Here is a 23,676-nt window from a genome sequence, read left to right as displayed (position 1 = left end):
CTATTCGGGCTCCAGGGTGCTGCCGGGGGCGCGCGGGCGGGGGCGTTGCGGCGGGGGTCCCGCGGAGGTGTCCGGCGGGGGGTTCGTGAGCGTGCGCTCCAGGTAGGCGGCGTAGGCGTCCGCCACGGCCCGGGGCACCGCGGCGCCGAAGGCCTCCAGGGTGGTCAGGCCGCGGACGCTCTCGGCAAGGGGGGCGTCGGGCCCGTACCAGTGGGTGGGCAGCACGTCGTACAGCGCGTCGAGGAGGCTCGTGCGCGCGTTGTGGTTCTGCTCGTCCCGGCGGCTCCAGGGGACCAGGACGACGGTTCCCGGCTCCCGGGCCTCCCGCAGGGCGATCAGCGCGGCACGCAGCCGCGGCACGCTGAGCGCCCAGGGGTCCACGAGCAGGACCAACGGGCCGGTGGAAGGGGCGCCGCGCTCCACCCGGGCCACCTCGGCGTCCAGGGTGGTGGCGTCCACCTGGTCGTTGAGGTGGAAGGCGAGGTCGGTGGCCACGTCCACGAGAGGTCGGCGGGACTCGGGGTGGTACGGGTTCCAGCGATCGGGCACGGCGCCGTAGTAGCGGGGGTCGCGCCCCTGGGGCAGGTCGCGCAGGGTCGGGGCCACCACGGCGATCCGCAGGCTCTCCTCGGCCTGTGCGTGCGACCTGAACGCGGACGGCGCCCGGAGGAAGTCGACGGTCCCGGCGGATTCGATGCGGGTGGACTCGGCCACGCGGACGATCCGCGCGGCCAGTTGGCCGACCGCCTGTCGGTACTCCCGGGCGAAGGAGCGGAGCCGGATCAGCCCGTACAGTCCCTCGCTCGCGTAGCGCTCCCCGAAGGAGCGCGCATTGAGCTGGAGTTGCTGCGCGGGGCGGGGCATCAGGTGCGGTGCCACGGGTACCCAGATCGCGGGCACGACGGCTTGGACCGGTTCGGCGTCGCGGGCGCGCTGGAAGACGGACCGCTGGGCGAAGGCGTACCACTCCTTGCCGCAGCTCTCGCTGGCGAAGTAGCGGGGCGAGTAGAGCGGTACCAACACCCGGCTGGCGGACAGCATTTCGCCCAGCCGATCCGCCCAGCGTTCCCCGGCCTCCATCTGCTCGTCCATGAACCCGGCGGCAGCGCCGGCGGGCAGGTCCGTGAGTGCCAACACCTCGTCGCAGAGGTCGCGGAAGAAGCGCCTCACCCACAGGTTCGAGTCGGCGGCCCGCGAGCCGAGGCGCGGGGTGTGGGCGTAGCTCAGGAAGAAGTAGGGCCGGGCGGGGGGCCGTTCCCTCGGCGCCGCCCCGCTCGCCACCCCGCTCGCCGTCAGGCTCACCACCGCGCTCACCGCCGCGCTGCCGGAGCCGGGGCCGGGGCCGAGCTCGGCCCCGAGGTCGCGGAGCGTACGGTCGGACGCGCGGGCGAAGGGCTCCGCCTCGGGCCCGATCCCGGCGGCGCCGGCCGCGTCCGGCACGAGGGCCGGGAAGCGGCCCGGGGCCGCCGCGTGCGCCGCGACGAACCGGGTCAGCACCTCCCGGGTGCGCAGCGCGTCCCGGGCGCCGAGCCGTGGCGCCAGGTGTGCGCGCACGCCCTCCCGGAAGCGGAGCACCGGCCCGCCCAGCTCGCCCAGTCCGCCCAGCCCGACCCCCGCTCCCGTCCCGGGCTCCCGCGCCTCCACGAGGAACAGCCCGCCGACGACCACCTCGGCCAGATCCGCCGCCGAGGCCTCCGGGACGAGCTCCTGTCGGATCACGTGGAGCAGGCCGGTGTACAGCTGCGGGTACGCCGAGCAGAGCACCGCGAGCCGGACGGCCGGCGTCGAGGCCCGGCGCAGGAACGCCTCGGCCGACCGCGCGGCGTCGGCGGCCCCTTCCTCCGGCGCGGCGGGTGCCGGGCCGGCCAGCCCCGGCCCGGGGAGCAGCACCGCCTCGCAGCCGTCCGGGTCACCCCGCATCAGCGTGCGGGCCCAGCGGGAGACGGCGCGCGGCGTCAGGCCGACGACGGGCAGCGGCAGCCAGGCGTCGCTGTGGCCGCCGGCCCGCCCGTACGCCTGCTCCGCCAGCGGGGGGACCGCGAACCGCAGCGCGGGGTTGCGCGCGCCCGGCGCGCCGGGCGGGGTGACCCGCACCGCCGGGAGGTCGAGGCCGCTGTGCCGCCAGATCCGCGACGGCAGCGGGTTCACCAGCACGGTGGGGGTGGCCGCGGCCCAACCGCGCAGCCGGTCCCAGAAGGCGCGCTCGCCCCCGGCGCCGGACACGCAGTCGGAGAAGACGAGGACCAGCCGCCGCGGCCGCGACGAGGGGGCGCCGGCGCCGGCGAGGGCGCCCGTAACCGGGCCGGTGGCGGCGACCGGTGGCCAGGAGGCGGCCTCCCGGACCCGGAGCGTGCGGAACGCTCCCGTCGAGGCCAGCACCTTCAGCAACTCGGCGCCCGTGTCCTGCCAGACGGCCATGGTCGCGGACCGGTCGAGGACGACGGTCAGGTCGAACCAGCGCTCCGGGGCGGGGCGGAAGGCGGGCAGCAGCTCCCCGCTGCGGGCGTATCCCGCGACCGTCTCCCCGACGTCCAGTCGCGCTCCGCGGCCCGCGGGCCAGACCCGGCGCAGCGGCCGCAGCGCGCGGGCGAGCTCCCGGGCGCGGGGCAGCGCCGCGGCGCGGGGGACCGACATCTCCCGGGCGGGCAGCGCGGCGACGCCCGGCGCAGACGGTCCGTACACCCCGAGGTCCGGCCGGCGCCCGATCCGTTCGCGCGCGTCGACGGCGCCCGGTCCCGGGCCCGGGGCGGCGTCGGGCGCCGGGGCGCCGGGGGCGGTCGGGGCGCTCGCCACCGGGTCGTGTTGCCCGGCCGTCGCCGCCAGCCACAGCAGTTCGGCGATCGAGAGCGCGTCCAGCCCCCGGCCGAGCCCGTGCAGGGCCCCGGTGACGGCCGCCAGCGGGTCGCCCTCAGGGGTTGGGTCCGGCGCCGGGTCCGGGGGCGGCGCCGGTGCGGGGATCTCAGGCACCCGAGAGGTCCCGCATCAGGAGCGCGATCAGCTTTTCCCGCTCGGCGTCCGCCATCCGGGCCGGGCCGTCCAAGAGGTGCAGGGTGCCCAGGAGTTGGTCGACCGCCACGCTCTCGCCCGCCGCGACCCGCCGCACGAAGCCGTCCACCAGCTCGGCAGCCGGACCGGCGTCGCCGACCTCCAGGCCCAGGTGGCCCCGTACGACGTCGCGGATCAGTTCGGCGGTCGGCTTGGGCATGGTGTAGCGCACGCAGCGGCGCAAGAAGGGCGCCGGTAGCTCCTGTTCGCCGTTGCTCGTCATCACGATGAAGGGGAACTCGGTGCACTGCACGTGCCCGTCCTCGACGAGGTGGCGCGCCCCGCTCTCCCAGACCCGCACCAGCGCCCGGTCCTGCTCCTCGCGCATCAGCTCGCTCACGCGGAACTCGCCGCGTTCCAGGACGTCGAGGAGGTCCCCGGGCAGGTCCAGGTCGGCCTTGTCGATCTCGTCGATGAGCAGCGCGCGCGGCCGGGGCGAGGGCAGCAGCGCGGTCCCCAGCGGCCCGAGGGTCAAGAAGGCGGCGATGTCGTCCGCGCCCGCCTCGTCCCCGGCCCGGGCCCTCTCCTGCTGGAGCCGGTGCGCGTGGATGCGGCCGAGCGCGTCGTAGCGGTACAGGGCGTCCGCGAGCGTACTGCGCGAGGTGACGTGCCAGCGCAGTACGGGCCCCAGGTCCAGCTCGGCGGCCACCTGCTCGATCACCGTGGACTTCCCGGTGCCCGGGCCCCCGGTGATCAACAGCGGCCGGCGCAGCGCCAGGGCCGCGTTCACGGCGTCGGTCAGCCCCGCCGGCGGCCGGAACACGCCGGCCGACGACGGGATCGGGAAGGTCCGCCACGGCGGCGGTGCGGGGAGGGCGGCGGCGGGCCTCGGCACGCCGTCACCCCGGTAGTACGCGTCCCAGGTCATGAGGTCCCCTCGGCTCGGTCACGGACGGGCAGGGGCGCCGTCCGCAGGAGGCGGCAGAAGCGCAGCCAGTGCTCGTCGTCCCAGACGGCGCGCAGATCGGCGAGGTCCGCGCCGTCGACGCCGCGCCACCGTTCGCGGTAGGCGTGCGCCAGGGCGCCCGGCATGGCCCACCATTCACGGTCGAGGACGGCGCGCCGCTCCTCGGGGAAGCCCGCGGCGCTGTCCGGCCACAGCAGCACCGGGGTGTAGGCGAGCAGCGTCTCCATCAGCCGTGCGTCGGCGCCGGGATGGCTGCTGAGGCCGATCCCGCGGGCGTAGCGGCCGACCCGCAGGTGCCCGCGCAGCCGCGCCGCGTCGAGCAGGTCCTCGTGCGCGAGCCAGTCCACGGGCGTGCTCCCCCGGCACTCGGCGATCGACTCCCACCGCGCGGCGACCACCGGCTCGATGCTGCGCAGCGCCGCGTCGGGGGTGAGCCGGCTGCTCCAGTGCAGGTGCACGTCGTAGCGGACGCCCAGGAGCATGGCGGCGCCCACCTCTTCGGGCCGCCAGGTCAGCAACGGCCCGCTCGGCACGGCCAGGTCCAGCCGTTTGAGGGGGAGTTCGAGGGTGCGGGCGTGCTCCTCGGCCCACAGGACGGCCTCCTCCACGGCGCTCTCGGCGCCCGCGCGGTCCGCGCTGTCGCTGGGGAACTGCTCGTGGTGGATGACCGAACCGTCCAGGAGCAGCCAGCCGTCGAGGACTTCGGGCCAGTCCCCGATCAGGGAGGAGTGCAGGCTGACGACGAGGCCGAGCCGCTGGCCGGCCGCGCGCCGGGCGGTGTGCTCGATGGCGTCGTTGACCTCGACGGGGGCCCCGATCCGCGCGGCCCAGGCGTGCAGCTCGGGGTCACCCGGGTCCCGGCCGCAGACCTGGGCGAGGAGCGTGACGAAGCGGGCGACGGCCCGCCTGCCGTCCCGTTCGGTGTCCGGGTGGTTGAAGACCAGCTCGTCGATGATGCCGACGTCGGTGAGGTCCGGGGCGCCGGCCGCGGGAAGCCGTCCCTCGGCCGCCAGCATGCTGTACAGGGTGTGCCGCAGCCGGGCGGTGGTCAGGTCGGCGCCGAGCCAGCTCCGGATGAAATCGACCGTGCGGACCGCGACGAGGAGTCCGTCGAGGCCGCGCAGCGCCCGCTCGCGCCGCGGTCCGGGCGGATGGCGCAGCAGCTCGCCGCGGCAGCGCAGGGCCGCCCGCACGTCCGGGGCGCCGTCCGGCACGGGCAGCGCGGGATCCAGGGCGGCGAGCGCCTCGGTGAGTTCCTCACCGGCGAGCACCCCGCCGAAGCCGCCCAACAACCCGTGCCGGGCCCGGGCGTTGCGGGCGATCCACAGCGGTTCGTCGGCCGCGCCGTCCGCGTCGTAGTCGAAACCGGAGACGTTCTGCCCGACCAGGAGGCCGCGCAGCGCCTCACGGGTGGCGGCCACGCCGAGGGTGGCCCCGCCCCCGGGAAGGCCCTCTTGCAGGACGGCGGTCAGGCTCCGGGAGAAGGCGAGGTCGACGGCGGGCTGTCCGAGGGCGGAGGCCATCAGCAGCCCCAGCCGGGTCCGGCCGTTCCGGGCGCCCCCGGCCAGGTCCGCCACCGCGGGCGGCGCTCCGGCGGCGTGGCAGGTGTCGACGACGCCGAGCACGCCGTCGACCCCGGGGTGGTCCGCGGCCCGCACCAGCAGCTCGCCCACGTTCACCGAGCCGTGCCGCAGGTCGTCGGTGGAGTCGGCGCACATGAGGTGCAGGGCGCTGGTGCGCCCGGCGGCGAAGCCGTGCCCGAGGAAGGCGAGGACGAGGGTCGCGCGGTGCTCGGCCGCGTGGTCGATGGCGGCGCCCACGCTCTCCACGAGGGCCGCGCTGGTCAGGTCGTCACCGCTGATCAAGGAGGGGCGCCCGGCCGGCAGCCCCGGTTCGCAGGCGCCGAGCGAGGCGTCGGTCAACGCCCCGTACAGCCCGGCGGCCGCTTCCTCCAAGGAGGTCAGCCGGACCATCGAGGGGCACTGCGGTGCGATGACCAGGACGTGGCGCCGCCCGGCCCGGCGGCGTTTCACCAGGGCTGCCCGCCGTCCGTGTCCGCGTCCACGACCGTGTCCGTGTCCGTGTCCGTGTCCGCGCCCGTGTCCGCGCCCGTGTCCACGTCCGCGTCCGCCTGCGAATCCGGGCGCGCGAGCCGGGCCAGTGCCTGGGCGACGGGTCCGGCGACGGCCGGCTGCGCCAGGTACTTCTCGGCGGAGTGCACCCAGACGCCGTCCGAGTCGATCCGGCGGGACCGCGGTACGACGCCCGCGGAGTTGCCCCGTACGTCCCGCTCCAGCCGCGGCCGGACGGCGAGGACGTCGTCACGGTCCCAGAAGTTCAGCCAGTCGCCGACCCGCTCGGGCACGACCGGGGGCTGCGGGACGAGCCGGGGCCACACGGCCGTCCGCATGGTGAGGGGGGAGCCGATCGTGACGAACAACGGCACGGCTGCGGGGTGTTCGTGGAGCGCCTCCAGCGCGACGACCGACCCCAGGGAGTGCGCCACGACCACCGCCGGCCCGTCCCCCATGGCCTCGGCGACCCGGGTGCGGATGCGCCGGTCGAGGCCGGCGCCGTCCGCACCGGATTCGCCGCGCGCCAAGTACCGCGCGACCTGCGCGAGATGACCGACCATAACCTTCGGGGTGATCCAGCGGCCGGCGCCGCTCCACGGCCGCAGCGCCAGGACCGTGGTGGCCACGTTGAGCGCGCGGCGTACGACCTGCCCGCCGCCCTGCTCCTGCGCCCTGGGCGCGGCCTGCGCCCGGGCGTGGTCCAGGATCCGGAGCTCGTCCGCGTCCGCCGCCTCCGTGAGGTGCTCCACCCAGTCGACCAGCAGCTCCGCCAGGACCGCGTCCGCATCGCCCCCCGGGGCCCCGGCGTCCAGGTCCCCGGCGCCCTGGGCCTGCTCCCGGTCGAAGAGGTCGCCGTAGTAGGCGAAGGCGCACTCGACCGCCTCGCCGGCGACCAGCGCGGCCGCTGCTCCCGCGTGCCCGGCCGCCCGCATGCCCTCGGCCAACGCCCGCGTCCACGCGACGCGTTCACCTTCCGGATCGCGCGGTCCGCCGATCCCGTGGACGAACACCAGCCGTGGCCGCATCGGACCCTCCCCTGGTACAGCGCGGTGTGGGGGCAGGTTAGCAACGCACCTGCCGCCGCGCGCCCGGATCTTCCGATGTCCGGTCCCCGGCCTTCGGCTCCCAGCAGCGCGATCATGATCAGGGTGATGATCAGCTGGTGCCCGCTCAGCACGCCGGTGAGGTGCGGGTTCTCCACCAGGTGCGCGGTCGTGTCCGCGGCGGAGAGGGTGATCGTGATCAGGAAGTCGGTGGCCGCGAACCCGAGCAGGGTCAGGACGAACAGCTTGCCCTTCCAGAAGGACAGCAGCCGCTCCAACATCGCGATCGAGCCCTCGCCGTGCGGCCTCTCCTCGGCCACCCGGCGGTAGACGGGCAGCGCGCCCAGCAGGGTGAGGACGACGAGCACGATCGTGGCGAGCGGCGAGAGCAGGCCGGCGGCGAGCGCCGCGATGCCGGGCTGGTAGCCGAGGGTGGAGAGGTAGTCCAGGCCGGTCAGGCACATCACGCGCCACCAGGGGTGGCCGTGCTCACCGCCCGGACCGTCCTGCCGACTCCGACTCCGACTCCGGCCCCGCTCCTGCTTCACCTGGTCGGTGAGGCCTTCCAGCATTCAGGCACGCAGGCGCGTGGTGCGGGTGGGGATGGCCATCGTGGTGCTCCTGACGTACAGCCCGGATCCGGCCAAAGAGAGGGCCGCGACGACCGAGCGTACGGAAATCGCTCGGATGTGCACGTTCGAGCGACGATCCTGACGCGCCCTTACCGCGGGATGCCGCTGACCTCGGGCGATGAGCCCTGCGGGAGGCCCGCCACGCGGTGTACGCGCAGCGCGAGCTGTATCTCCAGGGCGCGCGAGGGGGTGTTCCAGCTCTCGCCCAGGAGCTGACGGATCCGGTCCAGCCGCTGCACCACGGTGTTGACGTGGACGTGCAGCGCGTCCTTGGCCTTGGACAGGCTGGCCCCGTGCGCGTAGTACGCCTCCAGGGTCCCGATCAACTCGGTGCCGCGCCGGCGGTCGTAGTCCAGTACGGGACCCAGTACCCGCTCCACGTAGCCGGTGACGTCGCCGCGCTCGCCCAGCAGGATCCCGAGGAAGCCCAGGTCCGGCAGGGCCGCCCCCTGACCGGTGTGCCCCAGGGCGTGCAGCGCCTCCAGGCAGCGCAATGCCTCGGCGTGGGCGGCGGGCAGCCCGGGCGGGCCCGCGGCCGGCCCGGCGGAGCCCACGGTGACCGGTGCGGCCAGGACCCGGCCCAGGTCCTCGGCGAGCGAGCGGGCCAGTGGACCGGGGTGCTCGGTCGGCGCGACGAGCACCACCCGGCCCTCGTACAGTCCGGCGAGCCCCTCCAGGGCCCGGGCCCGGCGGGCCCCCTCGGCCAGCAGCCTGGTCCGCTGCGCCGCCTCGCAGTGCAGCACCAGTACGGTGTGCGGGCGGGTCAGGTCGACGCCCAGCTTGCGCGCCCGCAGTGACTGACCCGCGGGATCCCGGACCCGGCCCGCGGGCCCGGTGGCCAGGAGGTCGCCGAGCAGCTCGCCGCGGACCCGGTCCTCGGCCTGCGCCGTGGACCGGCGCAGCAGCAGGAGCAGCGCCGTGACCAGCGCGGTGCGTTCGAAGAGCCGCCGGTCGGAGTCGGGCAGCTCCGGGCGGCCGGTGAGGGTGATGCTGCCGAGGAGTTCGGGCCCCGCGAGGACCGCGCAGACCCAGTTCCCGGCCGCGCGGACGGCCCGGCCTCCGGAACGGGACGCCGCCGTCCACGCCTCGCGTTCCGCGCGTGCCTCCGACCGTTCCGGTAGCTCCGGCCCCTCCTGCCCGTGAGGCCCCGCGGGCACCCGGGCGAGCTCGCTGCCGTCGGAGTCGTGGATGACCAGACCGCCGCCCAGCAGGGCCGCGACCTCGCGGGCCAGGTCGCCCGTGTCGGCGCCGCGCAGCACCAACTCGGTGAGCCGGTCATGGGTCGCGGCGGCCAGTCGCATCGCCTCGCTGTGCGCGCGGACGGTCTCGTTCGCCACGCCCAGCTCGACGAGGGCCGCGCGCGTCTCCTCCAACAGCCGGGCGCCGTCGATGGCGACGGCCGCGTGGTCGGCGAGCGAGGCGAGCAGGGCGACCGCCTCGGGCGCGAACTCGCGGACCTCCCGGTCGGCGGCGTACAGCACCCCGATGACCCGGTTGCCCACCCGCAGCGGAACGCCGAGGATCCCGCGCAGTCCCTCCTCGCCCACCCCGTGGTCGATGGCCGCGGTGTGCTTGAAGCGGTCGTCCGTGCGGTAGTCGGCGGAGGCGTAGGGGCGGGCGCTCTGGGCGACCAGACCGCCGAGCCCCTCGCCCATGCCCAGGCGCAACTGCTGGAAGGCGGCCGAGACGGAGCCGTCGGTGACCCGCATGTAGGTGTCCCCGACGACCGGGTCGTTGAGGGTGAGGTAGGTGACGTCCGTCCCCAGCAGCAGCCGGGCTCGGTGCACGATGGCCCGCAGGACGGCGTCCGGGTCCCGCAGGGCGGCCAGGTCACCGGCGGTGTCGAACAGCGCGGTGAGTTCCGCCTCGCGGCGCCGGTGCTGGTCGAGGGTGCGGCGGATGTCCAGGGCGACCCGGGTGGCCTCCTCCACCCACGCCTGCTCCCCGGCCCCGGCCCCGGCCGCGCGGGCGTCCGCCGCGGGCCGGGCGAAGCGTTCGGCCGGCGCTCCGTCGGCCAGCAGACCGAGCAACTCCCGCAGCGCGGTGGCCGCGGCGCCGGCCGGGCCACCCGGCGCCCCGTCGTCCGCCGTCCACACCGAGGTCATACGGGAGTTCCTTCCAAGGTCAGGCGGCCCGCTGGGTCTGCGCAGCCTTTCGCCCGGGCCGTCCGGACGCCCCGGGCGCCGAGGTGTCGTTCACGGTACGCGCCAGGTCGCGGCCGCGGGTCTCCTTGGCGAAGGCGACGGTGAGGGTGGTGACCACGGCGGCGGCGCAGAGGTAGATCGACACCGGGACCGAGGAGCCGTAGTCCCCGAGCAGTTCGACGGCGATGATCGGGGCCAGCGCCCCGGCGACGATCGAGGCGAGCTGGGAGCCCATCGAGGCTCCGGAATAGCGGACCTCGGTGTCGAACATCTCGGAGATGAAGGCCGCTTGCGGCCCGTACATCGCACCGTGCAGCAGCAGTCCGACGGTCACGGCCGCGGCGATCACGGGGAACGACTTCGAGTCGAGCAGGGCGAAGAAGGCGAACGCCCACAGGGCCATGCCGCCGGAACCGATCAGCGTCACCGGGCGGCGCCCGATCCGGTCGGAGAGCGCACCCCAGGCCGGGATGGTGACGAAGTGGACGGCCGAGCCGATCAGGACCGCGTTCAGGGCGGTGGTCTTGGCCAGGCCGAGGTGCGCGGTGACGTACACGAGGAGGAAGGAGGTGAGGACGTAGTACGAGATGTTCTCGCCGAACCGGGTACCGATGGCGAACAGCACCTGGCGCCAGTCCCGGCGGAACACCTGGACGACGGGGGCGCGTTCGGCGGCCCCGCGGGCCGCCGCCGCGTCGGCCTTGGCCCGCGCGGCGAGGAAGACCGGGGACTCGGACACCGAGAGCCGGATCCACAGCCCGACGGCCACCAGCACCCCGGAGAGCAGGAACGGGATCCGCCAACCCCAGGCCAGGAAGGCGGCGTCGGACTGCACGGAGGCGAGCAGCGCGAGGACGCCGGTGGCCAGCAGGTTCCCGCCGGGTGCGCCGGACTGCGGCCAGGACGCCCAGAAGCCGCGGTGCTCGTCCCCGCCGTGCTCGGAGACGATCAGCACGGCCCCGCCCCACTCCCCGCCGAGCGCGAAGCCCTGTATCAGCCGCAGTAGCGTGAGCAGGATCGGCGCACCGATCCCGATGGTCGCGTGCGTGGGCAGCAACCCCATCGCGAACGTCGCCCCGCCCATCATCAGCAGACTGAGCACCAGCAGCTTCTTGCGCCCGACCTTGTCCCCGAAGTGCCCGAAGACCACCCCGCCCAACGGCCGTGCCAGGAAGCCGATCGCGTAGGTGAGGAAGGCGATCAGCGTCCCGGTCAGGGGATCGGCCGTCGGGAAGAACAGCTTGTTGAAGACGAGCGCGGCGGCGGTGCCGTAGAGGAAGAAGTCGTACCACTCGATGGTGGTCCCGACGAGACTGGCGGCGACGATCCGCCGGATTCCGGTTGGAGTGTGAGGGGCGGTTCCGGGGGAGACCATGTGCACCACTTCCAGGGTGTCTGCGGGGACGTCGGTGTGGCCACAACGTAGAAGTCCGCAGGTCAGCGGTATATGTGGCCCGCCATCACAATCAAGCTCCGACTGGTGTGCCCGCGCACCACACGGCTCGACCATCGTCCCCGGAACCCCTCCGGAACGGGGTCGTGAGACCCTGCCGGAATTGCGGAACTCGCACCATTTCGGGGTGGCGGTACTCACTCCCGTGCTGGTTCGGTGCTGGTTGCGCTGCGTTGAGCGGGTCGAGGCAGGGCCAGCCCTGCGCTTGGAGGAAGGCGTCAGCGGGGACACGGCCGTACTCCTCGCGGCTGTGGAGCAGGACGGCGACTACACGGCCCGTCCGGCCGACTGATGCAACAGCGCCGATCGGCGACAGCAGCCCCGTCCGCGCGGTCCGGCCGGAGAGCCTTGCGGCCGTGCCACCTGGCGGGCGCAGTGCGATGTGCTGGCCCGATCGGACCGACAGCGGTGAGGTTGCCGTCGGTACCGCGCTGTCGGACGGTAGGCCGCCTGGCTGGTGCGGCTGAGGCCGTAGGTGAGGCGCACCGGGTCGGTCGACTTGTTCACCTCGTACGACTTCACCCCCTGGCCGTCGGCGTGATGAAGGTGCCCCGGCCCGCGACCGCAGGCGGTCACGTCTCCCTGGATGAAGTCCACACGGGCCGGCTCCGGACGACGCCGGCCCAGTCGCCGCCGTGGCCTGGGCAGTGCGGACGGTCAGGGCGACGTCTGCGCCCTTTCTGACGTGCAGGACGTCGCCGGGCGTGGCCCAGCGGCGGTCGCCGTCCACGCGGATGTCGAGATCGCTGATCAGCTGGCCGTGGTCCACTCGGATTCGTCCGCCCCGGATGCCGCCCATGTCGGTGGCGTAGCCGAAGCCTTCGGCGCCGACGTGGGTGCGGCTGCAGTAGCTGGGGTCGGTCTCGCTGGTCGACCGCTCCTCGTGCTCGGCGACGGCCGTGCCCTGCGGGACACCCCGCCACCAACTTCCCCCGTTACCGTTTTGGTGTCCCCGCAATGGGGCGCCCGGCCCGGCGCCGCCGTGGCGAGAGTGGTCGTGCGGGTCCCGAAGGCCCCAGGCTCGCGCGGGCTCCGGTGGCGCGGTCAGGCTAGGGCTGGCCGGGCCGTTCGTAGGGCTGGAAGTGGGCGGGCGCGTGGCCGAGGGGGAGGGTGCGGGGGGCCGACGAACTCGGCACGTACGTCATGAAGTTGTCCACTTGGCTGCGCTGACCAGGGGCTTTGTTCGCTGGAGGTGAGCTGACCTGTGCGAACGTGTCTTTCTCGATCTTTCACGTTCGTGCGGCTTTAGGTAGCCGATTCTCCCCAGATTCTCTCCAGAGGGCCTGCTCCGCAATGGCTCGACGAGTGGGTTGAAGGGGCACCCCGCCTGGCTACGCTGAGTGTCGGGTGGTCAGGTGGCGGGGGTGCATTTGTGGTCTACGGGCTCCTCACTGGCCGGACCATCCACCAGGCGTCCACCACCTACCGGGGTGAAGGCAAAACCGATGCCTGCGACGCCTTCATCATTGCGGACCAAGCACGCATCCGCCGCGACGTGAGCATTCTCCGCCCCGGCGACGACATCGCCCTCGACCTGCGGCTCCTCACCGCCCGGCGCCTGGACGTGGTCCACGACCGGACCCGCCAGATCAACTGCCTGCGGGCCCAGCTCCTGGAGTTCTTCCCCGCGCTGGAACGAGCGCTGGACCTGACGAAGAAGGGCCCCGTCCTCCTGCTCACGGCGTACCAGACCCCGGCCGCGATCCGTCGCAGGGTGTCAGTCGGCTGGAGACCTGGCTCCGTAACCGCAAGGCCCAAAGGGCTGGCGAGCTCGCGGCCCGGGCCGTGGACGCCGCCCAGGCCCAGATGACCGCCCTGCGCGGCGAGGAGCTGGGCGCCGAACTTGTCGGACGCCTCGCTCGGTGGCCACCCACAACGACGAGGTGACTGAACTCGACGCCCGGATCGAAACGCGTTTCCGTCGGCACCGGGACGCCGAGGTCATCCTCACCATGCCCGGCACGGGCCCCACCCTCGGCGCCGAGGTCATCGCCGCGACCGGCGGTGACCTCACGGCCTTCGCCAGCCCCGACCGCCTCGCCGGGCTGGCCCCGGTCCCCTGGGACTCCGGAAAGGTCAGCGGGAACCTGCGAAGGCCCCGCCGCTACCACCGCGGCCTCCAACGGGCCCTCTACCTATCCGCCCAGGTCAGCGTGTTCTTCTGCCCGATCTCCAAGACGTACTACGACCGGAAGAGGAAGGAAGGCAAGGGGCACAAACAAGCTGTCATCGCCCTCGCCCGCCGTCGCGTGAACGTTCTCTGGGCCATGATCCGCGACCACACGCCCTTCCAGGTCGCCACGACGTAGAACGCTTGCCTGGGAGCCCCGACCGAGACCTGTCCGCGACGAACTAGTCCTTCAAGTCACCCTTCTCGTCAAAGGAGATGGTGCCGATTGAGGTCCTGAACGTGCCGCTGTGAAGCTCCTTGGCGACCTTGTCGGTGTCCTCCGACTTGGCCGCCTTGATGCCTTCGGCGATCAACTCGACCGCGGAATAAGCAGGAAAGACGTAGAGCCCGCTGGGGTCCAAGCCGTCGGCCTTGATCGCGTCAACGATCGCCTTGTTCTCGGGGTCCTTGGCGAAGGAGCTGCTGGCAGCCGGACCCTGCGCGCTGTCAACAGGGACCGTGCGGAAGATGAGCCGGTAGCCGCGGGCGGTGATCTCGGGGTCGGTGACACCAGGCGTGATCATGATGACGCCCTCGTCCTCGTAAATGTCCGAGGCCGGCTGGGTGGTGACCGAGGCCATGTGGCCGATGACGAACTTCACGCCGTCGTTGACGATCTTGTTCGCCGCGGCGACGGCCTTCTTGGGGTCTCCGCCGTCGTCGTACTCCTTGGCCTCCACCATCTTGCCGTTGACGCCGCCCCTGGCGTTGATGTCCTTGATGGCCCGCCTGACGCCGATGAACTGCATGTCGGCGTACCGGGTCTCCGTGCCGGTCTTCGGGCCCGCGATTGCGATCTTGATCGTGTCAGCCACTGCGTCTCCCACTGGAATGGATGGTCGGCGAATCGCCCGCAACCGGGCTCAGGCAAGGGCAACGACGCCACCTCGCAAGGCGGTCAGCGCACCCGGTCGCAGTCCATCGCCATGATCAGCCGACCGCTCGACACCATGCCGGAAACAGGGAGCTTTCACTCGAACGAGCAAGCCTGAGGAGGATCGGCAGTGAGGTGAAGGCGGCCCGTTCAAGCCCCTGGCAGACATGCCGCCTACCGCGGATCGATCCCCTCAGGGCACAGAAGCCGCTTGACGTCGAGATTGAAAAGTTGCATCGCGGCTTCCCATTGCAGCCGTTTCTCCCGTGCCGCCTCCAGGTCGACCAGCCGGATTTCGTATCCGTCACGGCACCAGCCTGCGTGCACTTCCTTGGTTGCAGGGATCTTTCCCGACCGCCGTGCTGCGGCAACACGGATCGGCCAGTTCTCGGTCTCCCGACCGCTGGCTTCGCGTTTGACGACGCGGCCGCCGGCTTTGGCGAGCTCCTCCAGGAGCTGCTCCGTGACGGTCTTGGCCTTCTTCCGCGGAAGGGAGCTCGTTCGCTGAACCGGTACGAGCGCAGCCGCCTGGCTGCTGGATTCTTTGCTCTTGGCCACGTCGGGTGGCTGGATTCCAGTCTGCGGCGCGGGAGCGGTGTCTTTGCCGCGAGGCTGTTCCGGCGGATGGGATCCGTGGTCCAGGTATTGCTGGCCGGCCTTGGTGAGGGCGACGGACCACTGCCCCTGGCGCCTGGAGACTTTGACCCGTCCGCGGCTGTGCAGGGCTTGGCAGCTGAGTTTGTGCCCGGTCCCTTCCCACACGCCGTGAGGGCAGCCTTGGCCGACCCATTGCAGCACCTGTTGCTGCCGTTCGTTGAGCTCTCGCGGCACCTGAACTCCCCACCCTGCGAATGCCTGCACAGGCATGCTCGCAGCCGCACGACGCGTGGCGCGGGTGGAGGGGGAACGGAGTGGTCGGCGACGATCAAGATTCAAACGGGTGTAGGCATGACCCGCAGGCCGTGCCACTTCGCACCGCGGCCTGACCTGGCCACAGCTGACAGGGAAGAGGCCGCCCTGCGGCCGGGGGTGGCCGCCTCGCTTGACGGCGTGGGCACAGCGCCGGCGCAGCCTTGGCACCCAGTACGCCTTCCGAGGGACCACACCCGGATCGACGCTGCTGACACCGACGAGCAGGACCAGCGCGGTTTGCAGCGCGAACTGGCCGCTCCATCGGACGGCGAAGCCGGCGGCGCAACGGGCGGCCAGGGTAGTACGCGGACTCCACTTCCGTAGTTTCGTCGGGGCCTGGCTGGTTCGATGCCGAGGTAATCCATTTAGCGGCAGGAGATTTGAACTTGGAGGGGTGCAGGGACGATCTTCGTTGTCGCAGGCTGCGACGCCACATACCGGCGTCCCTGGGACGTCGGGCCTGGAAGGGGGATTGTGGTGAGTGATGTGCTGGCTCCTCCAGAGGGCATGCCTTTCTGCGAGGCGGAGCGGACCGGCCCGGCATCGGTGCGCCGGATGATGATCGTGCAACCTGGGATGTGTGGGCCCCTGCAGAACCTGGTCGCGTGCGTGGGCGACTGGACGTGGCAGACCGTCAGCATGGTGTGTGGCTTGGACGTGTTCAACGCCCGCGACGCACGGGGACTACCGTCCTACCTTGCCTTCTATTACTACCGCCTCACCTCCGGTTCCCGATTCCATCCCCGTGATCTGACGTTCGGCGAACGCATCGAGGTCGACTCCCTGGTCTTCAACAGCGGTCGCCTGTCCGTGGTGACGGTGCACCGGATCCGCCGGATCACAGCAGAGGGGCAGGCGCCGCTGCCCTTCGACGCGGACGAGATGTCCAGCCGACCTCGCCCGGACTGCCTGTACGTCGAGAACCTCAACGTGTGGGTCTCGCGCAGCGATCCCCGCAGCAACGTTGCGCTCGTGCGCAGCGCACCGGTCGGTTTCACTCACATGCATCTGCCCCACGCGGACAGCCCTCGCCACCTTTGCGCACGCGCCCGCGACCTCGGGGTCTTCCCCGACTCCGTGCGCTCCCACTGGCCCCGTTCGGCACCCGACCTCGTTCTGGAACACCCCGTCGACGTCGTCCGCGATGTCAACGGCGTCGGCCTGCTCTACTTCGCCGCGTTCTTCCCCATTGTGGAGCGTGCTCAGCTCCACCAATGGCGGGCCTCCGGTGGCACCGACCGCGCCTTCCTCGACCGCACACTCCTCGACGCCCGCATCTGCTACCTCGCCAATGCCGACCTGGACGCCACCCTCACCCTCGCGCTGCGCACCTCGTACGATCCCGACGACCCGGTCCACCAGAAGAGCGACCTCGCCATCAGCGAGGCCACCACCAGGCGCACCATCGCGGTCGCATCCTTCCGCCACCGAGCTCCCGTCGGCTGAGCCTGACCACGGCCCTCGTCGCCCGCTTCTACGTCTCCTCTGCCGTCAGCCCCTGCCGTGGCCCCGAGGCGTCCCCGCGAGCTCACCAATCCCGCGCGGCACCTGCACCTCGAAATTGCTGCATACGAATGAACACTTCTGTATACGCTTTAGAAATGACTTCTTCAGGGGATCGCGGGCGTGGTAGGAGTGAGGGGCGTCCTCGCCGGAAACGCCGGAAGGGCAACGGAAGCGGTGGTTTTTCATGGACTCTCAGATCGTCGAGGAATTCACTGAGGCGCGGCTGAAGGATCTCCTTCAGTCGCATTTTCAGATCGATCCGACGAAACTAGACGGGCCCGTCAGGTTTTCGGATCTCGAGCTCGATTCCATTGCCGTTATGGAATTGATCGTGGTGATCGAAGAGCAGACTGGAGTCGATGTCCAGGAAAGCCTTCTCGAGCAGATGAACCTCGACACCACGCTTGCCCAGGCGGTCGCGGCCGTGGACCAGGTCCTGCGGTCGGCTGGGGCCGCTGCGAAGAACGACGCATGAACCGCCATGCCGTAGCCGTCACCGGGCTGGGAATGGTCACGCCTGCAGGAGTGGGTGTCGGCGCCACCTGGGACCGCCTCTGCGGCGGCGTCCCCACGGCCACCCACGATCCGTCGATGGACGGGCTGCCGGTGACGATCTCCTGCCGGGTGGCGGATGCCGGTCTCGAGCCAGCCCTGGCTCCCGGCCTGGCGTGGCGCACCGACCGGTTCATCCGCTTCGCTCACGCAGCGGCCAAGGAGGCCGTCGCCGACGCCGGGCTGGACTCCGCGCTGTGGGACGGCAGCCGGGTCGCGGTGGTGATCGGTACCGGGGGATCGAGCCACGACACCACCATCAAGGCCTGCCAGATCCTGGAGAAGGGCCGCCTCCTCGCCCTGTCGCCCACGGTCCTGCCCCGCAGCCTGCCGAACATGGCCGCCGGCGAGGTCGGGACCATGCTCGGTGCGCTGGGCCCCACCCTGGGCGTCACCACCGCCTGTGCGTCAGGTGCCAGCGCCATCGGCATCGCGAGCATGCTGATCCGATCCGGCGCGTGCGACATCGCCGTGGCCGGCGGGTCCGACTCCGGCTGCAACCGACTGGGATCGGCACTCTTCTGGCGCATGGGCGCACTGTCCACCCGCATGCACGACCCGGCCGGAGCGTCCCGTCCCTTCGACGCCGACCGGGACGGCTTCGTCCTGTCCGAGGGCGCCGGAGTCCTCGTCCTCGAAAGGTCCGAGCACGCCCGGGCCCGACGGGCCCGGGAGTACGCCAGGCTCACCGGCTACGGCTTCTCCGGGGATGCCCACAACCCGACGGTCCCCCACCCCGCGGGCGACGGCGCGGTCCGGGCCATGCACGCGGCGCTCGACGGCGCCGGACTCGCACCGCGCGACGTGGGACACGTCAACGCCCATGGCAGCGCCACACCGATAAACGACATCGCGGAAGCCACGGCGCTGCGCCGGGTCTTCGACACCCCGCCTCCCGTGACCTCGGCCAAGGGGGTCCTGGGGCATCTACTCGGCGGCAGCGGGGCCGTGGAAGCCGTCTGCTCGGTGCTCTCCCTGCACCATCAGCTCATCCCGCCCACCGCCAACCTCGACCGGATGGACCCGGAGATCGACCTCGACGTCGTCACCAAGGTTCCACGGCCCGCCCGGCTGGAGACGGTGCTCTCCAATTCCTTCGGTTTCGGCGGCCAGAACGCGGCTCTCGTGTTCCAGCGCCCCTGACATCGGCCGACGCATCAGGAGCCTGCGTGATGACCCTCCCCCTCGATCACCTGGCGGAGCTGGAGCCGACCGTGGCCACGCTCTTGGACCGCCACCTGGCAAACGCAACGGAGTGGTTCCCCCACGCCTACATCCCCTGGAGCCGGGCCTCCGACTTCGACGGCCCCCTCGACGGCACCCCTTGGCAGGCCGACCAGTCCGAGCTCCCGGAGGTCGTGGCGGACGCACTGACGGTCAACCTGCTGACCGAGGACAACCTGCCGAGCTACCACTTCGAGATCGCCACCCAGTTCGGCCGTGACGGCGCCTGGGGCACCTGGGTGCACCGCTGGACGGCCGAGGAGGACCGCCACGCCCACGCGCTGCGCGGCTACCTGCACGCACGCCGTGCCGTGGACCCCCTGGCCCTGGAACGCCAGCGCATGCAGCACGTGTCCACCGGCTACACCAGCGGCCACACGTCCCTGCTGCACGGCCTGGCCTACGTCACCGTCCAGGAGCTGGCCACCCGGGAGGCCCACCGCAACACCGGACTGGCCTGCGCCGATCCGGTGGCCCGTCAGCTGACCGCCCGGATCGCGGCCGACGAGAACCTTCACATGATCTTCTATCGCGACGTATACACCGCCGCTCTGGAACTGGACCCCGACGGCGCGGTTTGCGCCCTCGCCGACGTCATCTGCTCCTTCGAGTGGCCGAGTACCACCATTGCCGGCTACCGGCAGCGCGCCATGCGGATCGCCGCGTTCGGCATCTATGACCTCGACATCCACAGGCAGCGTGTGCTCCAGCCACTGCTGCGTGCCCTGGGAGTGATGACCCGCGCCGGTCTCGGCCCCGCCGGCGAGCAGGCACGTGAGCGCATCGGCCGCCATCTCGACGAGCTGCGGACCAGGGCCGAGCGCTCCAGTCGTCTGTTCGACCGGATGAGGGCGGCCGCTCCTCCTGCCCTCATCCCTTGCCCGGCCCCATCCACTTCGTACGACGAGAGAGGCGGCCCGTGAACACCCGGACCGGCCAACGCCCTCGCACCGGTGCCACCGCTGCGGACATCCAGGCCCACTACGACATCAGCAAGGACTTCTACGCCCTGTGGCTCGATCCGGGCCTGACGTACTCCTGCGCCCTGTGGGACGGCATCACGGGCGCGCCCGGGAACACGGACCTGCTGGCGAAGGCGCAGCACGCCAAGCTCCGGTACCACCTCGACCAAGCGGGCGTCACGGCGGGCGGCCGGCTGCTGGACATCGGCTGCGGCTGGGGGAGCCTGCTGCGGACGGCCGTCGAGGAGGCCGGTGTCCGGCAGGCGGTCGGCCTGACCCTCAGCGCCGACCAGTACGCGCACGTGCGCTCGCTCGGGCTGGCCGGCGTCGACGTTGAGATCCAGGACTGGCGGGACCACGAGACGGCCGAGCCGTACGACGGCATCGTCTCGATCGGCGCGTTCGAGCACTTCACCCATCAGGACATGTCCCGTGACGAACGGATCGGGGCCTACCGCGCATTCTTCGCGCGCTGCGCCGGATGGCTGCCGCCGCTCGGTCGGCTCAGCCTCCAGACCATCGCGCTGACCGATCATGCGGAACACGAGGAGTCCGTACCCGACTTCTTCGCACGGGAGGTCTTCCCCGGATCGGCGCTGCCGCGGCTGTCCGAGATCGCCACCGCGTGCGAGCCGTATTTCGCGATCACCAGACTGCGCGAGGACGGCGCGGACTACGCCCGCACCCTGCGCGGCTGGTCCTCCCGGCTGTTTCAGGCCCGGGAGGAGGCTCAGCTGCTCGTCGGTCCCGACGCCTACCTGCGGTACCGCACCTACCTGCGGGCCAGTGAGATCGCCTTCATGCGCCAGGCCTCGACGCTTTACCGCATCACACTGCGCCGCTGGCCCGAACGGCGAACTCTCGCAGGAGCGTCAGGCGGTCAGTCGGTCCCCCAGTGACAGGAGGAACTTCCGCCGGCGCGGATCGGTGTTCTCAAGGGAGAGCAGGAGGTAGAGACTGACTTCGTCGTGTTGGGAATCGTAGGCGAACTCACTGCACACCCATGTGCCGGCAAGCAGGTATCCGCGGAGTTTGGGGGGCATCGGAAGGCCGGGGCGGTGGTCGTTCGCCGTGGGCTTCCAGGGGGTGTGAGGGCGTACGTGGTAGCGGTCAGGCGCGATGTGACCGCCGGCCGCCACATGTTCCCGGCAGGCTGCGGCTAGGGCGCCACCGTCGAAGAGGGGGAAGGTCATGCGTCCTGAGAGCCAGGCGTGGCCGCCGCGCGCCATGTATTGGATCGTTCCCGCCCACAGCATGGCGATGACAGGCCCGGTGCGGTGGTCCGGGTGAACGCACACCCGGGTGAGCTCGACGAGCGCCGGTCTCAACGCGTGATGCGGACTCAGATCGAACAGGGCTTCTGACGTCAGGCCGCCCGCCTGCGCGGCACCCCTGGGCGGGAGGAGGCGGTGCATGCCGACCATTTCACCGGTGTCAGCGCGGCGGACGACGAGATGATCGCAATACTGGTCAACTCCATCCATCTCCAGGCCATGCTCCGCGTGATATCTCGATTTGAGTTCCTGGTTGAATACTCGGAAGCGCAGCTGCTGGGCTTCGAGGATCGTATTTTCGTCACGAGCGACGGAAATCGTATAGTGCTGTTCTCCAGATTTTGCGCGACTGCCCGCGGCGTAGGTGTCGACCTTTGTCTTCATGTCTCTTTTCTATCGCAAGTGCGCGGGTATGCCCGGCAGGGGAACGTTCCTATAGGTAAAGTCGCCCCATGCTCACGGTGAAGTGGATTCGTGGAAATCCGTGGCGGGTACTGGCGTTGGTCTCGGTGCTGGGGCTGGCTCTCCTTCCGGCTGTGATCGGGTGTTCATCCCGGTTGACTCCGTCCGGGTTCACCGCCACCGGGACCGAGTCCGACCGGGCTGACCGTGTGATTGAAGAAGAATTCGACCAGCCGTCCGCCGATTTGATGTTCCTGGTCTCCGGCCGAACCTCGATGAAATATGGCGAGACGGCCGCCCAGGGCCGTGCCTTGGCCCGCGCGGCAGCCGATCAACCGGGCGTGGCACGGGTGTGGAGCTATTGGGACACGGCACTGCCCGCTCTGCTGTCTCGTGACGAGCATGCCGCCCTGATCGGTGTCGAGCTGACCGGAAGCGGGGTGCAGGCGGTCAACACGGCGCAGCGCATCGTCCCGCGCCTGGCGGGAACGCACGGGGGCGTCTCCGTGGCCGTGGCCGGACCCGTGTGGAGCAATGCGGAGGCAGTCCGGCTGAGCAGAGAGGACCTACGCCGTGCCGAGATGGCCGCCGCGCCCTTCGTGCTGGTCATCCTGATGGTGACCCTGCGTTCGGCCGCGCTGGCGTTGTTGCCGATGGTGATCGCGGTCGTCTCCATCACGGCGACGCTGGCGGTGCTGAACGGACTAACGCTCGTGATGCCCGTCTCCGTGTTCGCCGTCAACGTCACAGCGGCACTCGGATTCGGCCTCTCGGTGGACTACGGCCTCCTGGTTCTGATGCGTTGTCGTGAGGAGATGGCGCGAGGGGCGGAAGTAGCCGACGCCGTCGTCCTGGCGGTTCGGTCGGCCGGGCATGCCGTGCTGTTCTCAGCCGCCACGGTCATCGCCTGCCTGGCGGCACTGCTCGTCTTTCCGGTGCCGTTTCTGCGTTCACTGGCAGCCGGTGGGATCGCCGTGGTCGCCTTCGCCGCGGTGACCGCGGTCTTTGTCTACCCGGCGCTGTTGCGGGTCAGTATGCTTCCTGCCGCACGACTGGATCGATGGCTGTTCGACCGGGTGCGAAGGGTGCTGCCGTTTCAGGCGGACAAGACCTTGGACGCGCCCAAGGCGGTCCCGGCCGTTCCCGGGTACAGCAGGCTGTGGGCGCGGCTGGGAAGCGCCGCCACCAGGCGCCCTGTGCTGTGGGGTGTTTTGGCAGCGGTGCTCTTGCTGAGCTGCGCGATGCCGTTGAACAAGGCGCAGTTCGGTGTTGCCGACGAGCGCGTACTGCCGGAGTCCACGCAGGTGCGACAGACCAGTGAGCTCGTGAGGACCGAATTTCCGGAGGTTGGCGGGACCAGACTGCCCGTGGTGCTGAGTGTGGGCGATCCCTGGGTGGCAGCTGTCGCTGCGAGGGTGGACCGTTACGCTCGTCGGCTGTCGTCGATCGACGGCGTCTCCGGGGTGGACACGGTAACAGGCTCCTACCGTGACGGCAGCCGGATCGCCCCGCCGGCTCCGGCGCATCACCGGTTGGCACGCGACGGTGCTGTGCTCTTGACCGTACGCCTGCTCTCGGGTACGCAAGCGAGCTCGTCCGAAAGGGTGTTGGGGCAGATTCGTGCACTGCCTGCCTTCGTTCCTCGGGTCATCGGCGGAACCACTGCCCGTACGGCGGACACGAAGGCGGAGCTCGCCCGCCGAGTTCCGCTGGCCGCCCTCTTGGCCGGGGGCAGTGCGCTGCTCGTGGTGCTGTCCTTTACCGGCGGCCTGTTCGTCTCCATCAAGACGGTTGTCCTTGCCGTCCTCAGCCTGAGTGCGGGCATCGGCTGCATGGTCCCCGTCTTCCAAGAAGGACGCCTCGGGATGGGCGGTTTCACGGTCACCGGGCAGCTGGAGATCAGCATGCTCCTGCTGACGATCTGCATCGCCCTCGGCCTATCCGTGGACTACGAGGTCTTCCTGTTGTCGCGCATCAAGGAGCGGTACAGGGCGACCGGAGAGTGCCGTTCCTCGATCGTCTACGGCATGGCCTGCACCGGACGTCTCATCAGTGCCTCGTCTCTGGTGGTGGTGATCACTATGAGCGCCCTGGCCATGTCCCGCATCACCTCGCTGAAACTGCTGGGGACCGGACTGGCGGTGACCGTGCTGCTGGATGCGACCCTCGTCCGCGCGTTGCTGGTGCCGGCCGCCATGCAGCTTGCGGGTCGGGCGAATTGGTGGCTGCCGGAATGGTCGCGCCGCATCCGCCGGACCAGAGCCGAAGGCCGTGCGAGGAACGAGTGGGGTCTTCCGAAACAGCAGCGCTGACAGCGAGCTCAGGACGGGCCAGCGCGCGCTGTTTGCCGAAGGTGACGCCTCGGAATCTGCGCGCGGGCAGAGGGCAAGTGACTTCGGCGGTGTCGGAGAGGACCGCGGCGTCCCAGTGTTCGTGTCTGCTGAACCACCGGGCGCTCGGGGCGATAGCGTGGTTGCTAGGAGCAGTCGTGGTTGCAAGCC

At 71.3% G+C, this 23,676-nt stretch carries 15 protein-coding genes and 2 pseudogenes; 7 read left to right on the top strand and 10 right to left on the bottom strand.

All coding sequences use genetic code 11. From position 1 onward, the window contains the following. The 7 genes and pseudogenes from ACZ4UB_RS05860 to ACZ4UB_RS05830 form a co-directional block, all read right to left on the bottom strand. The gene (locus ACZ4UB_RS05860; RefSeq protein WP_468068504.1) at positions 1–2,967 is read right to left on the bottom strand and encodes a TIR-like protein FxsC; all 2,967 of its coding nucleotides are present in this window, start codon (positions 2,965–2,967) and stop codon (positions 1–3) included. Further along, positions 2,960–3,913: an AAA family ATPase gene (locus ACZ4UB_RS05855; RefSeq protein ID WP_468068503.1), complete on the bottom strand. Its 954-nt coding sequence runs from the start codon at positions 3,911–3,913 to the stop codon at positions 2,960–2,962. Before ACZ4UB_RS05855 ends, ACZ4UB_RS05860 begins: the two co-directional genes overlap by 8 nt. Beyond that, positions 3,910–5,985 carry a vWA-MoxR associated conflict system protein gene (locus ACZ4UB_RS05850; protein WP_468068502.1) on the bottom strand — a complete coding sequence of 692 codons (2,076 nt, stop codon included), beginning with the start codon at positions 5,983–5,985 and terminating at the stop codon, positions 3,910–3,912. The genes ACZ4UB_RS05855 and ACZ4UB_RS05850 overlap by 4 nt, the downstream gene beginning before the upstream one ends. Continuing rightward, positions 5,982–7,052, bottom strand: a complete 1,071-nt coding sequence (locus ACZ4UB_RS05845) for a hypothetical protein (RefSeq protein WP_468068501.1) — start codon at positions 7,050–7,052, stop codon at positions 5,982–5,984. Before ACZ4UB_RS05845 ends, ACZ4UB_RS05850 begins: the two co-directional genes overlap by 4 nt. A 95-nt stretch (positions 7,053–7,147) precedes the next feature. Further along, positions 7,148–7,642 (bottom strand): annotated as a pseudogene (locus tag ACZ4UB_RS05840) (amino acid transporter); the annotation flags it as partial. 149 nt (positions 7,643–7,791) lie between these two features. After that, complete coding sequence (locus tag ACZ4UB_RS05835) at positions 7,792–9,807, bottom strand: helix-turn-helix domain-containing protein (protein ID WP_468068500.1); 2,016 nt, start codon at positions 9,805–9,807, stop codon at positions 7,792–7,794. A 19-nt stretch (positions 9,808–9,826) separates the two neighbouring features. Continuing rightward, on the bottom strand, positions 9,827–11,221 hold the full coding sequence (locus tag ACZ4UB_RS05830) for an MFS transporter (RefSeq protein ID WP_468068499.1): 1,395 nt from the start codon (positions 11,219–11,221) through the stop codon (positions 9,827–9,829). A 1,438-nt stretch (positions 11,222–12,659) separates the two neighbouring features. Between ACZ4UB_RS05830 and ACZ4UB_RS05825 the strand changes: the two are divergent. Then, a pseudogene (locus ACZ4UB_RS05825) lies at positions 12,660–13,608 on the top strand (IS110 family RNA-guided transposase); the annotation flags it as partial. A gap of 43 nt (positions 13,609–13,651) precedes the next feature. On the opposite strand, the gene ACZ4UB_RS05820 reads toward ACZ4UB_RS05825, so the two are convergent. Further along, positions 13,652–14,284, bottom strand: coding sequence for an ABC transporter substrate-binding protein (locus tag ACZ4UB_RS05820; protein WP_468068498.1), 633 nt, complete (start codon positions 14,282–14,284; stop codon positions 13,652–13,654). 233 nt (positions 14,285–14,517) lie between these two features. Beyond that, positions 14,518–15,174: a hypothetical protein gene (locus tag ACZ4UB_RS05815; protein WP_468068497.1), complete on the bottom strand. Its 657-nt coding sequence runs from the start codon at positions 15,172–15,174 to the stop codon at positions 14,518–14,520. A 558-nt stretch (positions 15,175–15,732) separates the two neighbouring features. Between ACZ4UB_RS05815 and ACZ4UB_RS05810 the strand changes: the two genes are divergently transcribed. The 5 genes from ACZ4UB_RS05810 (at position 15,733) to ACZ4UB_RS05790 (ending at position 20,398) form a co-directional block, all read left to right on the top strand. Beyond that, complete coding sequence (locus ACZ4UB_RS05810; RefSeq protein WP_468068496.1) at positions 15,733–16,701, top strand: LnmK family bifunctional acyltransferase/decarboxylase; 969 nt, start codon at positions 15,733–15,735, stop codon at positions 16,699–16,701. A 244-nt stretch (positions 16,702–16,945) separates the two neighbouring features. Continuing rightward, complete coding sequence (locus tag ACZ4UB_RS05805) at positions 16,946–17,236, top strand: acyl carrier protein (protein WP_468068495.1); 291 nt, start codon at positions 16,946–16,948, stop codon at positions 17,234–17,236. Then, a complete protein-coding gene (locus tag ACZ4UB_RS05800; RefSeq protein ID WP_468068494.1) occupies positions 17,233–18,456 on the top strand; it encodes a beta-ketoacyl-[acyl-carrier-protein] synthase family protein in 1,224 nt (407 codons plus the stop codon). The genes ACZ4UB_RS05805 and ACZ4UB_RS05800 overlap by 4 nt, the downstream gene beginning before the upstream one ends. Before the next feature lie 29 nt (positions 18,457–18,485). Then, on the top strand, positions 18,486–19,460 hold the full coding sequence (locus ACZ4UB_RS05795; protein WP_468068492.1) for an acyl-ACP desaturase: 975 nt from the start codon (positions 18,486–18,488) through the stop codon (positions 19,458–19,460). Then, complete coding sequence (locus ACZ4UB_RS05790; protein WP_468068491.1) at positions 19,457–20,398, top strand: class I SAM-dependent methyltransferase; 942 nt, start codon at positions 19,457–19,459, stop codon at positions 20,396–20,398. Before ACZ4UB_RS05795 ends, ACZ4UB_RS05790 begins: the two co-directional genes overlap by 4 nt. On the opposite strand, the gene ACZ4UB_RS05785 is transcribed toward ACZ4UB_RS05790, so the two are convergent. After that, positions 20,372–21,157, bottom strand: coding sequence for a GNAT family N-acetyltransferase (locus tag ACZ4UB_RS05785; RefSeq protein ID WP_468068489.1), 786 nt, complete (start codon positions 21,155–21,157; stop codon positions 20,372–20,374). The genes ACZ4UB_RS05790 and ACZ4UB_RS05785 overlap by 27 nt on opposite strands. Before the next feature lie 68 nt (positions 21,158–21,225). Between ACZ4UB_RS05785 and ACZ4UB_RS05780 the strand changes: the two genes are divergently transcribed. Beyond that, positions 21,226–23,487 carry an MMPL family transporter gene (locus ACZ4UB_RS05780; protein ID WP_468068487.1) on the top strand — a complete coding sequence of 754 codons (2,262 nt, stop codon included), beginning with the start codon at positions 21,226–21,228 and terminating at the stop codon, positions 23,485–23,487. Positions 23,488–23,676: the final 189 nt, after the last annotated feature.

It is taken from the genome of Streptomyces sp. NPDC028419, assembly GCF_055565515.1.
Note: the sequence above shows the minus strand (reverse complement) of the source record. Positions and strands in the feature narration are given on the sequence as shown.

Coding starts and splice junctions, on each gene's coding strand:
- ACZ4UB_RS05795 (WP_468068492.1), top strand. CDS start 18,486: ATGACCCTCCCCCTCGATCACCTGGCGGAGCTGGAGCCGACCGTGGCC.
- ACZ4UB_RS05835 (WP_468068500.1), bottom strand. CDS start 9,807: ATGACCTCGGTGTGGACGGCGGACGACGGGGCGCCGGGTGGCCCGGCC.
- ACZ4UB_RS05785 (WP_468068489.1), bottom strand. CDS start 21,157: ATGAAGACAAAGGTCGACACCTACGCCGCGGGCAGTCGCGCAAAATCT.
- ACZ4UB_RS05855 (WP_468068503.1), bottom strand. CDS start 3,913: ATGACCTGGGACGCGTACTACCGGGGTGACGGCGTGCCGAGGCCCGCC.
- ACZ4UB_RS05800 (WP_468068494.1), top strand. CDS start 17,233: ATGAACCGCCATGCCGTAGCCGTCACCGGGCTGGGAATGGTCACGCCT.
- ACZ4UB_RS05780 (WP_468068487.1), top strand. CDS start 21,226: ATGCTCACGGTGAAGTGGATTCGTGGAAATCCGTGGCGGGTACTGGCG.
- ACZ4UB_RS05845 (WP_468068501.1), bottom strand. CDS start 7,052: ATGCGGCCACGGCTGGTGTTCGTCCACGGGATCGGCGGACCGCGCGAT.
- ACZ4UB_RS05830 (WP_468068499.1), bottom strand. CDS start 11,221: ATGGTCTCCCCCGGAACCGCCCCTCACACTCCAACCGGAATCCGGCGG.
- ACZ4UB_RS05805 (WP_468068495.1), top strand. CDS start 16,946: ATGGACTCTCAGATCGTCGAGGAATTCACTGAGGCGCGGCTGAAGGAT.